11 protein-coding genes are annotated in these 12,988 nt (G+C 46.0%); 2 read left to right on the top strand and 9 right to left on the bottom strand.

The features are described 5' to 3' along the window. Positions 1–39 precede the first annotated feature (39 nt). From NAF29_RS01235 to NAF29_RS01205, 7 genes are all read right to left on the bottom strand, one after another. A complete protein-coding gene (locus tag NAF29_RS01235; protein ID WP_251259640.1) occupies positions 40–1,860 on the bottom strand; it encodes a permease in 1,821 nt (606 codons plus the stop codon). Between the two features lie 98 nt (positions 1,861–1,958). Beyond that, positions 1,959–3,323, bottom strand: coding sequence for an oxygen-independent coproporphyrinogen III oxidase (gene hemN / locus NAF29_RS01230; protein ID WP_251260248.1), 1,365 nt, complete (start codon positions 3,321–3,323; stop codon positions 1,959–1,961). A 101-nt stretch (positions 3,324–3,424) separates the two neighbouring features. After that, a complete protein-coding gene (locus NAF29_RS01225) occupies positions 3,425–3,907 on the bottom strand; it encodes a DUF2489 domain-containing protein (protein WP_251259638.1) in 483 nt (160 codons plus the stop codon). Between the two features lie 33 nt (positions 3,908–3,940). Then, a complete protein-coding gene (locus NAF29_RS01220) occupies positions 3,941–4,459 on the bottom strand; it encodes a GTPase-activating protein (RefSeq protein ID WP_251259637.1) in 519 nt (172 codons plus the stop codon). A 26-nt stretch (positions 4,460–4,485) separates the two neighbouring features. After that, the gene (locus NAF29_RS01215; protein ID WP_251259635.1) at positions 4,486–5,133 is read right to left on the bottom strand and encodes a class I SAM-dependent methyltransferase; all 648 of its coding nucleotides are present in this window, start codon (positions 5,131–5,133) and stop codon (positions 4,486–4,488) included. Between the two features lie 409 nt (positions 5,134–5,542). After that, positions 5,543–6,286: a DsbA family protein gene (locus tag NAF29_RS01210; RefSeq protein WP_251259633.1), complete on the bottom strand. Its 744-nt coding sequence runs from the start codon at positions 6,284–6,286 to the stop codon at positions 5,543–5,545. Further along, a complete protein-coding gene (locus NAF29_RS01205; RefSeq protein ID WP_251259631.1) occupies positions 6,240–6,854 on the bottom strand; it encodes a c-type cytochrome in 615 nt (204 codons plus the stop codon). Before NAF29_RS01205 ends, NAF29_RS01210 begins: the two co-directional genes overlap by 47 nt. Positions 6,855–6,997: 143 nt before the next feature. Here NAF29_RS01205 and yihA point away from each other — a divergent pair, with 143 nt between their 5' ends. After that, complete coding sequence (yihA, locus tag NAF29_RS01200) at positions 6,998–7,657, top strand: ribosome biogenesis GTP-binding protein YihA/YsxC (protein ID WP_349665542.1); 660 nt, start codon at positions 6,998–7,000, stop codon at positions 7,655–7,657. A 729-nt stretch (positions 7,658–8,386) separates the two neighbouring features. Here the strand turns inward: yihA and polA are convergent. Further along, a complete protein-coding gene (gene polA, locus NAF29_RS01195; protein ID WP_251259629.1) occupies positions 8,387–11,137 on the bottom strand; it encodes a DNA polymerase I in 2,751 nt (916 codons plus the stop codon). 465 nt (positions 11,138–11,602) lie between these two features. Then, positions 11,603–12,481, bottom strand: a complete 879-nt coding sequence (gene purU, locus NAF29_RS01190; RefSeq protein ID WP_251259627.1) for a formyltetrahydrofolate deformylase — start codon at positions 12,479–12,481, stop codon at positions 11,603–11,605. Positions 12,482–12,741: 260 nt separating this feature from the next. On the opposite strand from purU, the gene NAF29_RS01185 reads away from it, so the two are divergent. Beyond that, the gene (locus tag NAF29_RS01185) at positions 12,742–12,951 is read left to right on the top strand and encodes a hypothetical protein (protein WP_251259625.1); all 210 of its coding nucleotides are present in this window, start codon (positions 12,742–12,744) and stop codon (positions 12,949–12,951) included. Positions 12,952–12,988: the final 37 nt, after the last annotated feature.

The raw sequence follows: 12,988 nt of genomic DNA, 5'->3' as shown, positions 1-12,988 counted from the left end.
CGTTTAACGATGACAACAACAATGTTCAGCCATGCCTCATTAATGACGATGTGATGGCCAGCCTGTTGGTAATAACTCGGCGACAAAAGCACGTGCTCCGCGCCTTAGAATTGACCCCGAATAAAGCAAAATCAGCAGTGCGAGAGAGGCATATTGCACCCATGAGGCATCTTGAAAGTGAGGTAATTCAAGTGCCACAGACGGCCAAACCGGCATGAAAAAAGCAAACAAGAATGCAAGCAACAACATTAATATTGTCATCAAGTAAGCTGTTTTCACTCCATGCAGTTGCGCAATGAGTTTTATCAGAGAAATGTTAATCGCCGGGCCAATTAACAGCAAAATCAACGCTAAAGCGGGCGGTAAGCCATTAATCAGTAATACCGCGAGCACTGGCGTCATGCCAGTGGCACAAAGGTGGAAGGGCAGACAGATACACGCCAGCACCACCACCCCTAAAAGTAACGGCATTAAGTGAAAGCCATCAATCACCGGGATTAATGATGCCACCACGAGGCCTGCCACAATCCAAGGCGCAGTATGGTCAATTAAGTGAGCGTAACCATGCCGAATAGCTTGCTGTAAGCGACGTTTTACAGAGCTCCCCACGTGAGGTGCAGCGGCTTCATCTGCTTCAGGTTCCTGATTCTTCAACCAGTGCCCAACTAATAAAGCCATCGACAAAGCAAAAATGAGAGTCACCGCGATTCGCCATAAAGCCCACTCGCCACCCAGCAAGCCCCATGTGAGAAGTACAGCGTCAATTCCAAGTAGAGGTGATGCCATCAAAAATGCGATGGCATAAGTTCGGCCCGCGCCTTCGCTGACTAACATACGATACAGCTTGCTGGCATTGGGCACACAAATGGGCAAAGGGAGTCCAATCACTACACCGCGTAACGCTTGTCCCATAGTGTTTCCGCCCGATAGCCCTGCAAACGGCCGAGGCACCACATAGTGAATCACTGCTGCCACACAATAGGCCAATAGCAACCAGGGCGAAGCCACTAAACTCAACTCTAATAATCGTTCCAACACCAGCACACTGGTATCCTGGTGCGCCACCATCTCTGCGCTGTGGTGACCATGCTCCATCACTCCGAGCCAATAAGGCATCATAATCGAAAGTAATACCACCACACCGATTAAAGAGCCTATGCCCTGTAACCAGTCTTGCTCGCTGCCCTGATGTTGATGTGCATGCTCACCATGAGAGTCCTCATGGCTGTGTGAGTGTGGTTCCGCATTGTGCTCGTGCGCATGATCTTCATGGTAAGGACGATGGAATACGACGTGCAATATTGTGCCAACCACCAAAGCATCAAACCATGCCACGGGCGCGCCACTCAGTAACGACAACCAGTTCTCGGCCAAGGTATGGCCCACCACCGTACTCACCGCAATTGCGGCCAATACAAGCGATGCGATAAAGACACCGAAGTGAGGTCGAAGCAGCCACCAAATAGTTAAGCCCACTGGCAAACGATGCAAAATGACACCTAGAGCGAATAAGTAATGCCCGCCATGACTGCCTGCCTCAGCTAAAGCGGCACCATCAGTCATGCCGTGAATACCTAAGCCAATAGCAGCAAATAACATTGCGCCGGCATGCGCTTGACGGGCTATTTTTCGGAATAGGTGTTCCAGCATTGTCGGGACTGACATGCCAACAGCGAGAAAGATCAGCGATAGCCAGCCGCCATTATCAAGAATTTCGGGCAGCATATGAAACACGACCAAGCCGCCAATGGTGACAAAAATAAATGCATCTAAGCCACCCATTAAGCGAGTATTACGCTCAAATAGGCGATAGAGAAGAGGCCCTAAAAGTAAGGCTAATATTGAGAGCGTTAGATACATTAATGATGAATTCGTTGTAGATAAATAGATTTCAGCGGCCTATTGGCCGCTGGTGAACTATAGCGATCTGAGCGAATTTGAGCAATAGCTAGGGCGGTTCAAATCACTTTAGAGAAGCGATTTGACGGGGCTTTCTGAAGATAAGCGTCGAAGCACATGCAAATATTACGAATCAATAATTTACCAGCAGGGAGGACTCTAATTTCATCATCAAATAAGGCCACAAGCTGATCACCCACCATAGGTTCAAGTTGACTCAGCGCATTGGCAAAATAGCGATCAAACTCAATATCAAATACATATTCAATGGTGCGTTTGTTCAACGTCATATTGCAAATCAAATCGGAAATCACTCTCTGCCGAATGGCGTCGTCTTGGCTCAGTATGTAGCCTTTTTCATGGCCACTACCTGTTTCTTTAACTGCCTGATAGTAGGGCTTTAAGTCGCGAAGATTCTGAGCAAAACAGTTACCGATCTGACTAATCGAAGACACACCCAAGCCCAGTAAATCGCAATTTTGATGCGTAGTATAGCCCTGAAAGTTGCGATGCAATTTCCCTTCACGCTGGGCCTTAGATAGCTCATCGTCAGGTTTTGCAAAATGGTCCATACCAATAAAATCAAGACCTGCGTCGGTGAGTTTATCGATGGCCAATTGCAACAATTGCAATTTCTCATCAGCACTGGGTAAGTCTTCCGTTTTTATTTTACGTTGCGCGGCAAAGCGCGTCGGTAAATGAGCATAATTGAAAATAGACAAACGGTCTGGCTTGAGTGCAATCACTTGATCAAGCGTGTGCGAAAAGCTTTTCACGGTTTGATGAGGTAAACCGTAAATTAAGTCGAGGTTGATCGAGCGAAAACCCGCCGCCCGAGCCGCTATCATAATTTGCGAGACTAGTGCTTCAGATTGCACGCGGTTCACCGCAATTTGTACCGGTTCTGAAAAGTCCTGAACTCCAATACTCATGCGGTTAAAGCCCAATTCAGCCAGCGCATCAACATAGGTAAGTGTCACTTCTCTCGGATCAACTTCAATGCTTATTTGAGCGTCATCAGACACATTAAATCTGGAGCGAAGAGCAGCCATCAAGCGTGCGCATTGCGGTGCGGACAAATAGCTTGGCGTACCCCCACCCCAATGTATTTGAGTGACAGGTTTGTCTGAAAACTCGGCTGGAAGCAATTCAATTTCTTGCAATAGCACGTCCAAGTACGCATCTATTTTTTCAGGGTGACGAGTCACGACCTTATTGCAACCACAGTAGTAACAGAGCGTATGGCAAAACGGTAAATGCACATACAAAGATAATTCTGGTTTGTCGCTGTGATGCCAAGCATCGATCACTTGGGCACGCGTCACCTCCGAATGAAACGATAGCGCCGTCGGATACGAGGTATAACGTGGGCCACTCGAATTGTATTTATGCAGAAGTTCTGCACGAAGCTGTTGCGCAATCATCTCATTTTTCAGCCGCAATTAGTCCAGACTGCAAGTCTAACAACACGTCTGAGAAGCACTTTGATTTAGCGCATACAACTGACGAATGGTGCTTTGCACTATCAGCGAACTAATGCAGGTTGCCACGCAAGAATGGTAGGTAGCTCTTCGGTGATCGCCTTTTCAAATTCAGCTTCAAATTTTGTGCGCTCCATATCGAGCTTAAAAATCTCTTTCTTGGAATACTGTTTACGCGCATCGTGCGTGGGGTGATGCCTAATAGCATCGTACAAACCATGAATGGACGGAAATAACTCCGCCGCATTGGGCTTCTCTTCATGAGTTTCAAACGCGAGATGATCCATCAACACACACAAACGAATGGCAGCCTCTGACAATTCACATTGACCCTGCTGAGTGGCTCGAACGATGGTATCGATACTGCTTAACAAGCGTTCGTTGCGCGCCACTAACTTTTCACGTGCAGCTATTTTTTTTTGTGCTTGCTGTTGAGTTTGATGCTTGAGCATAAACAACAACTTTCCCGCGTAAACAGCAAGCCCAAGTACAATTAAAACAGCCGCTGCGACAGCAAACCAAATCATGATTCTTTCCTACTTCTAATGCTATTAAGCCTATTAAGACCAGTCATCCTTTAACGACTTACCTTGTTGCGTTAGATCATCCCAATCATCGCCTTCATCTTCAACCAAGCCTAACGCTTCAATCAGCCAGTCATAACGGCTGAGTTTTTGTTCAAACTCTGCAAGCTCAGATGCATCTAACACGCCACCATTTTCCAAGGTTTCCAGCTGTGCCATAAACACTTTGTCATTCTCAAGCGCTTCCATTGCCGCTTTTTTTGCTGCATCGGTTTGAGGCGGCCACACCACCACAGGCTTATTCGGTTTTGCCGCCTTAGGCGTTGCCGATACAGCCGGAGTCAATGAGATGGGTTTCTTGCTGCCTAAGCGCTTATCTCCTTTCTGACCTGCATTCGCCCCAGCGCCGTTCCCTGACGTTGTTCCACCTTGGCGATTACCCGCTGCTTTGCCTTTTCCAGGCTTTTTACTTTGCTTGCCTTGTGGCTTCGCATCACGCGCTATTTTTGTGGGAGCAAGAGGGCCGCCCGAGCGAGTTTTTTTCATACGTGTCATATTTATTCTCCGCTACAACGCATGATTCATTTGCGCTGCAATAAAATGGCATCACTGCCAAAAAATTCTAAAGTCAGCCCATCTCGATGCGCAAGAAACTCAAAGGTCTCTCGGCTAAAGAAGCTGACATGTGTTGGATCTAGCTTGTAGTGCCACCGCGCAAATTGAGAGGGGCTTTGCACAAGCCCTGTCATTAACCCCAAATAGCCTTGGGGTTTTAACAGGGTCATCCAAGTATTCCATTCTTTTTCGGGCTGATGAAAATGTTCAATAGCCTCGGTACAGGTAATAAAGTCGTAGTGATCTTGAAGCACAATGGTGCAGGGCGCAAAAAAAGGGTCATACACTGAAATATGATGCCCACGTTCAGTCAAAATTGCGGCTAAGGCTGGCCCCGGACCACACCCAAAATCTAGACCACTACTATTCGGTTTCACCCGAGCTAACAAAGGTGTTGCCAATCGACTCAAAAATTGTCGATAACGTATGTCAAATACATCGTTTTGATGGCAATCATAGAGTGCTTTTTCTTGTTCAGGCAAAGGCCTTTGCGAAGGTTCAACAAACACCAAAGAGCACGTTTCACATTGCCAAAACTGACGTCGTTCATCAGTGTGGTAATGCCTCGGCGTCGAGCATTGACATAAAGGGCACACAAGGTTGCTGTTGCTCATAAAACTCTCCATCTGAGCAATGACGGCTGGCGGCTTGTCAAATTTCACGCAAAAGAAAAAGCGCCATATCTCTATGCCGCTTTCTGGTTATCTGGCGCATTGTACCGCACCCCAATAATGACTGTGAACCGCAAAGTCCAGTTATCCCTTTATTGGCTTTTCTTCCTTGTTATTCTTTTTATCGTCAGTTCGAATTATTGGTTCATCCCAAACACTTTCAGTCGCCATCCTAGCTACGGCATCCATTGCCAATTAATGTGGACAAATGCCCAATCGAAATAGGAATCACCATTCCCACGCAAACACTGTAACTACTGTGTAATTAATAAGCAATCCGCCTATTAAATCGTTTTGAAGTAGCGAGGAGCATCTTAATAACTAAAGGTTATTAAGATGCTCAACTTCGCACTTATTCTGTCATCACTGTGAGTTCTACCGCTTCATCTTCGATAAACTCAAAACCGTGTTCAGCACGAGCTTGGCGAGCTCGCACAAGCAAGAACTCGGTCACCGCCATGTATTGTTCTAAAGACCTCACCATGCTTGCATCCACAATGTAATAGTCATCAATGACCAGCGTTGGGACGCCTCGCAATTCAATAGACTCTTGTAGCCGTTCATCAGCATTGAGTTGCTGATTGACAATGGGAGAGGTCACCTCACGCTCGGCAGCTTCAGCATCAATGCCCTGAGCAACAAGCCATTGAATTAAGCTTTTTTGATCGGAAATAGCCCCCGGTTCCGACGCCAACATATCAAACAGTGCGTCATCTAATGCCTCTGCGCCCTCAAGCTTCGACGTCACATAAAACGCCTTCGCATGAAAGTACCAATTGAGCCTTAATTGCGCGGGTATCCGTTGCCAATCCACATCGGGTGCTTTTAACTGGCTGTATTGCTCATCAAAACTCGCACAACTGGCACATCCGTACCAAAACCATTGACGAACCTTCACCGGAGATTTAAGCACAGCCTCAGACAGCGGCTGGGAAGTCACTCGGTAGTCTTGTCCAACCTGAAAGGCATCCACAGCAACAGCTGGCTGTATTACCAACATCAGCAGGATTAAAAAAGGCGACCAAAGGCCGCCTTTTCTGGAGTGATTATTAATGTAAGCCGCCAAGATATTTCGAAAGCGCATCAATTTCATCATCTGTAAGTTTCTGCGCCACATCGCGCATCATTCCGTTCAAGTCGTTCGCACGCTCGCCAGAGCGAAAAGCGGTCAGCTGAAGCTTAATGTACTCAGCATTTTGACCTGAGATTTTAGGGAAGCCTGACAACTCAGTACCATTACCACGAGGGCCATGACATGCTACACATGCTGCAATTTTACGCTCAATATCCCCCCCTAAATACAACGGTTGGGCTACTTCAATAACCGACTCAGGAGTGCTGCCAGCTTGCGCAGGCATGTTTGAGTAATGTTCTGCCAAAGCATCCATCATTTCTTCGGTAAGAGGCATCGCCATTCCGCCCATTACGGCATTAGCACGACCTTCTCCGCCCATAATGGCTGATTTGAACTCGCGTAATTGCTTAGCGATGTATTTGCTATGTTGTCCCGCAAGATTAGGGTATGCGTCCATGATTGCTTGACCGTTCTGGCCATGACATGCCGCACAGCCCATCGCTGCTTGTTCAACTTCCGCAGGTTCGAGTGCGCTTGCCGAAGTAGAGGCCAGCAACCCCATAATGCAAGCTAAGATGATTCTGTTCATTGATTACCTGTTATTATAGTCAATTTCGTCTGACATGAACGCCACCGCTAGGGACGTGGTACACTTGCGACCACAAAGCGCCTCTATCGCGCGATATTGTACACCAATTTAACCAAAAGTAACCAAATGGTCGGAGGAAGCTCGTGTCGGATCAGAAACTATTGTTCCAGAACGCCTACTTTACTACCAGCGCTCCTGATATACGACACATGCCCGAAGATGAGGGCATCGAGATTGCCTTTGCAGGTCGTTCAAACGCTGGCAAATCGAGCGCATTAAATGCGCTCACGCGCCAAAAGCGCCTGGCGAAAACAAGTTCAACGCCCGGTCGCACACAATTAATTAACGTTTTTAACGTGACAGACGACGTGCGCCTGATCGATTTACCCGGCTATGGTTACGCTAAAGTGCCTATTGCTGTGAGAAATAAATGGCAAAAAGCACTGGGGGAATATCTCCAAGCCCGCGCATGTTTGAAAGGTCTTGTGGTCTTGATGGATATCCGTCATCCGCTCAAAGATCTAGACCAACAAATGTTAGGTTGGGCTGCTGAGTCAGGGCTACAAATATTGGTGGCGCTCACCAAAGCTGACAAACTATCTCAGTCGGAACGTTCTAAAACATTGCGAAAAGTAAGAGAGGCATGTTTGTACTTTGGCGAAAACGTTGAAGTGATCGCTTTCTCATCCACACGTGGGTTTGGACTACCGGAGATGGAATCTGTCATCACTCGCTGGTGCACTGAACCTAATCCAATCGATTCCGAAGAACTCGACTCCGACACATCCGACGAACAAGCCTAATACCTTCCACTTTGTGCCACTCAGGTCATGGGCAACCATTCTGAGTGGACCGAATGATGTTGCAGTATCACGCTCCTCAAATTTTTCATAAAAAAAACCCCCGCGTTGGCTAAACGCAGGGGTTCCAATAAGAGAAGATGGACAAAGCACTTTTAACTTGCACTAATTAAGACTGCCTTGAACTGAATTGGTTCAATCTATTTTGCGAAAAGTAAAATGCTTTGAAATGTTGTAGCTGAAAAAACCTATATTCCAGCCGATCTTGGTAATTAAATTACATAACTATTATTTAATTACGTTATGTGAACCCGCGCAAGTGGGTGCACTATTTTGGTTCGGCACAGAAACCAGTTTATTTTGAGACCCAAATAAGTGCAATTTTATTGTTCTAGGTCATTTACACTGAATTTAAGGCAAAAAAAACGCCCCGACTGAACCCAGCCGGGGCGGCAAATATAAGCCTATTCAATTACGTGAACTAAAAGGTCTGAAAGATAGAACATCTTACCTCTGTACCCTACACCACTAAATATACACACAAATCTGGTGCAATGAAAGTATTGTCCGTAATTAATTTACTCAAGTGCACCATTAAATTGCAGGCAAAAAAAAGCCGATCTTCATGATCGGCTTAAAAAAAACACACTTTGCGAAACACAACCACTAACTGTTGTTTGCAGCGTTCACATATATTCAGACTCAAGTGGTTTCATTAAGTTCAAATTTTTTTTAATGCGCTTGCTGCCAATTTTCTCCGTGCCCTGCTTCAACCACAAGAGGCACATCCAGCTCTGCAGATTTTTCCATTAAATCAATAACTTTTGATTTAACTTCATCTAATTTGTGCAATGGTACTTCCAACACTAATTCATCGTGAACCTGCATCACCATAAATACATCTTGATTTTCTGGCTCTGTAAGCCAGTTCGCAACATTCAACATTGCCAATTTAATGATATCCGCTGCAGTGCCTTGCATGGGCGCGTTAATTGCAGCTCTTTCAGCAGCTTTTTTACGGGCTACATTTCGAGCGCGAATATCCGGCAAATATAAACGGCGTCCAAAAATGGTTTCTACATAAGCATTTTCTTCCGCTTTTTCGCGCGTACGTTCCATATACTCCAGCACCCCAGGATAACGCTCAAAATAGGTGTCCATGTACTGCTGTGCCTGATTTCGACCAATGCCAAGCTGCTTCGATAAGCCGAACGCTGACATGCCATAAATTAAACCAAAGTTAATTGCTTTAGCACTGCGACGCTGATCCGCAGACACTTGATCTAAATTCACGCCAAAGACTTCAGCAGCGGTTGCTTTGTGCACGTCCAAATTATTTGAAAATGCATCGAGCAAACCTTTATCTCCCGATAAATGAGCCATGATTCGAAGTTCAATTTGAGAATAGTCAGCCGCCACCAACGCGTATCCTTCTTGTGCAACAAACGCTTGGCGGACACGCTGACCTTCTTCCGTGCGGATAGGTATATTTTGCAAGTTAGGATCAGAAGACGACAACCGACCAGTGGCCGTCACTGCCTGATGATAGGAAGTGTGAATACGCCCAGTTTGCGCATTGATCATGTTGGGCAGTTTGTCAGTGTATGTGCTTTTGAGCTTGCTCAAACCACGATGCTCAATAATAAGTTTGGGCAAAGGGTAGTCCAGCGCGAGTTCTTGCAATACATCTTCTGCCGTTGAAGGCGCTCCTTTGGGCGTCTTTTTGATAATAGGAAGGCCCATTTGATCAAATAAGATTTCTTGCAGCTGTTTCGGTGATCCCAAATTAAACTGCTTGCCGGCCTGCTCATAAGCTTCCTGCTCTAACGTTTCTAATCGCGCACCAAGCTCTACACTTTGTTGTCCGAGCATAAAGCTATCCACTAGTACGCCATGGCGCTCAACAGCTGACAAAATTGGAACCAGCGGCATTTCAATGTTGTCATACACGCCTTGTAAGCTAGGCTCTTTGGCCAATTTTTCTTTGAGTACATGATGCAGCTGCAGTGTTACATCAGCATCTTCTGCAGCATAAGGAGCCGCTTGCTCTAAAGCAACTTGATTGAAGGTGAGCTGTTTGGCGCCTTTACCGGCAACATCTTCAAAACTAATAGTTTTATGACCAAGATACTTCAGCGAAAGGCTGTCCATATCATGGCGCGAACCCACAGAGCTAAACACATAGCTCTCGAGCATTGTGTCGCATAACGGTCCCGCAAATTCAATATCGTAACGCGCAAGTACACTCATATCGTACTTGAGATTTTGACCCACTTTAGTGTGAGATTCACTCAAGAGTAATGGCTGTAGGTCTTGTAACACTTGCTCGCGCGACAGTTGTTCAGGTGCGCCGGGGTAATCATGCGCTAATGGCACGTAAACGGCTTCGCCAGGATTTATTGCAAGCGAAATCCCGACCAACTCAGCCACCATGTAATCGAGCGCCGTGGTTTCGGTATCAATCGCGAATAGGTCGCAAGCTTGGAGCTTTGCTAGGTAAGCATTCCAGTCGCTAAGCTCGGTAATACACTGATAGTTTGAGGTATCGATACCCGATTCAGGTGCCACTTGTTCGCCGTCGTCTTTAGCAGTTTGATGATCACGAACTTCACTCAACCAACGACGAAATTCCAACTCCCCGTACAAGGTTGCTAAAGTACTGAGATCCGGCTCACGAACCTCAAGCACGTTAGGCATTTGTTCGGGGGTCACATCCACGTCGAGCTTAATTGTTGCAAGCTCATAGGAAAGTTTGGCCATTTCTTTATTGTCTGCCAACTTGGCCGCCATAGTTTTTGAACCACGGAACCCCAGTGCTGCGATTTTATCTAAGTTCGCGTAAATATCATCAATACTGCCCAACCCTTGAAGCATTGCCAGCGCAGTTTTTTGACCCACCCCCGGGACGCCAGGGATGTTATCCACCTTGTCACCCATGAGCGCTAGATAATCGATAATGAGATCTGCACCAATACCGAATTTTTCGATGACTTCATCAGGACCCATAATAGTATCGGTCATGGTATTAATGAGAGTGACATCAGGGTTGACCAGTTGCGCCAGATCCTTATCACCAGTGCTAATGAGAGTATGTAATCCTTGTGCTTTGGCATGCACAGCTAAGGTGCCAATAACGTCATCCGCCTCAACACCGGGCGTCACAATCATTGGTAAACCCATGGCTTTAATCACTTCGTAAAGCGGTTCAACCTGAGTTCTCAAATCGTCGGGCATCGGCGGACGCTGCGCCTTGTATTCCTGATACATGTCATCCCGAAATGTTGGCCCTTTTGCATCAAATACCACGGCCATTAATTTGGGGTTGTATTGCCTGATCAGGCTTCGGAGCATATTCACAACGCCATACACTGCACCGGTCGCTTCACCTTTGGAGTTCGTTAAATGCGGTGGAGAATGGTATGCACGGTATAAATAGGAGGAACCATCGACCAAGACAAAGGGCTGTTCAGGTATCTGAGGCATGAGAATCTTGCGCTGTTAGAATTAAGTGGGCATAGGATGCCACAAAGCGAATTAGATTACATAGAACGGCATGGATACGACCTGTGCGTAACCGTTGTGCTCTGTGGATAACTCTGTTGAAGAAAATCGCGCAGGAAAAATTCTTCCAAGAGAAGAAAATCTCTCAGACAATAACCAATTAATATTATTACTTTTTTTTGGCTGCTTATTGGAAGCCAGAGTTAGTAACTGATCGGTGAGGCTGTGAACAACTTTGTTATATTTGCTTGGGCAAGCAAATCACTGCGTCCGTGCTGTTCAAAGTAGGAACCGATGTGACGACGAAATATATCAGACAATGCCGCCTTTGACACAACAATTTTTTAACTTAAAGACAAAACGTGCGCACGCTCAATTTTGAGCAAAATTCGTCCAACATAGATAACAAATGGGCACACTTCTTGTGCCCATTGAATCAAAATAATATTAATTACCAAAAACAACTGTGCGATTGTTGTAAACCAGTACTTGTCGGTTTAGGTGACGCCAAATAGCGCGAGATAACACAACCTTCTCTACATCTCGCCCCTTGCGTACAAGGTCATCCACATCATCGGTATGACGAACATGCTCTACGTCTTGCTCAATAATCGGACCAGCATCAAGCTCTGCAGTCACATAGTGGCTGGTGGCGCCGATGATTTTCACTCCCCGCTCATAGGCGGAATGATAAGGACGAGCGCCAGGGAAAGCTGGCAAGAAACTATGATGAATATTAATAATTTGATTCGGGTATGAGCGAATGAAATCATCAGACAGTATTTGCATGTAGCGAGCCAACACAATGAAATCGATATTGTACTGCTTGAGCAGTTCGCGCTGTTGCAACTCAGCTTCCGCTTTATTGTCTTTGGTCACTGGAATATGAACAAACTTGATGCCCAAATTGGTGGCTGAACGTTCTAAGTCAGGGTGATTACTAATCACAAGAGGGATTTCAGCGTCCCATTCGTGGGACTGATAACGAGCTAACAGATCGAACAGGCAATGATCGTGCTTAGACACAAAGATGGCCATGCGCGGCTTTATATCGCTATAGAATAATTGCCAATCCATTTGTAGGGGCGTGGCCAACGCTTTTTCAAACGCTCCTGCAAGCGACTCTCTTGGAATCACGAAATCTGCCAAATCCCATTCAACACGCATAAAAAAGCGACCTTCTCGACGATCCACGTGCTGTTCTATATCAATCACGTTGCCGCCGTTGGTATAGATAAATTGGGTGACGGTGTGAACCAACCCTTTCTGGTCGGGACACGAGATAAGCAAAATCGCTGATACCTGTTCGGAGGCTTGCGTGGCCATTACTTTCAATACCTTAAGACATAATTGGACGGCCAGTATTAACCAGCCTGAACAATGACGCAACCATCTTACGCCGCCATCATTTTCAATAACGAATAAAATCAGATAGTTAATATCGTCAGTAATTGTTCGTAATAAAAATTTTGAAAAATATTCATCGCTAAATCAGGTGATTATTTGAAATATCATGCGGCAGCAAAAAACTATGGCGAGAGTCAGCTAAACTTAAAGTCAGGCATGTATGAGAAGGAAGCGAAATTATGGCGCAACGTGTACGGACACGCTTTACGACACGCGAAGCGATGTATTATTTGAGAGCGCGACCTCAATTCAATGAGTTTAGTGACCAATATCTCTCTGATTTAATCGCATCGGTTGTGACCGCGTCGGATAACAAAGATTTGTCCTTGTTAAGCTTGGCTCAGATTGAGAACGAGTTGTGCCAAGATCCATTTTCGGCAATGGCTTGATGCAACATCACCCATAAAAAAAGCAGGCAGCGCCTGC

It is taken from the genome of Echinimonas agarilytica, from assembly GCF_023703465.1.
GTDB classification, from domain to species: Bacteria; Pseudomonadota; Gammaproteobacteria; order Enterobacterales; family Neiellaceae; genus Echinimonas; species Echinimonas agarilytica.
The sequence above is the reverse complement of the archived record's forward strand: the minus strand, read 5'-3'. Positions and strand labels throughout refer to the sequence as shown.

Bases quoted from the DNA above. Each gene is read 5' to 3' on its own strand.
- NAF29_RS01235 (WP_251259640.1), bottom strand. From the start codon at position 1,860: ATGTATCTAACGCTCTCAATATTAGCCTTACTTTTAGGGCCTCTTCTC.
- hemN (WP_251260248.1), bottom strand. From the start codon at position 3,323: ATGATTGCGCAACAGCTTCGTGCAGAACTTCTGCATAAATACAATTCG.
- NAF29_RS01225 (WP_251259638.1), bottom strand. From the start codon at position 3,907: ATGATTTGGTTTGCTGTCGCAGCGGCTGTTTTAATTGTACTTGGGCTT.
- NAF29_RS01220 (WP_251259637.1), bottom strand. From the start codon at position 4,459: ATGACACGTATGAAAAAAACTCGCTCGGGCGGCCCTCTTGCTCCCACA.
- NAF29_RS01215 (WP_251259635.1), bottom strand. From the start codon at position 5,133: ATGAGCAACAGCAACCTTGTGTGCCCTTTATGTCAATGCTCGACGCCG.
- NAF29_RS01210 (WP_251259633.1), bottom strand. From the start codon at position 6,286: ATGATGAAATTGATGCGCTTTCGAAATATCTTGGCGGCTTACATTAAT.
- NAF29_RS01205 (WP_251259631.1), bottom strand. From the start codon at position 6,854: ATGAACAGAATCATCTTAGCTTGCATTATGGGGTTGCTGGCCTCTACT.
- polA (WP_251259629.1), bottom strand. From the start codon at position 11,137: ATGCCTCAGATACCTGAACAGCCCTTTGTCTTGGTCGATGGTTCCTCC.
- purU (WP_251259627.1), bottom strand. From the start codon at position 12,481: ATGGCCACGCAAGCCTCCGAACAGGTATCAGCGATTTTGCTTATCTCG.
- NAF29_RS01185 (WP_251259625.1), top strand. From the start codon at position 12,742: ATGGCGCAACGTGTACGGACACGCTTTACGACACGCGAAGCGATGTAT.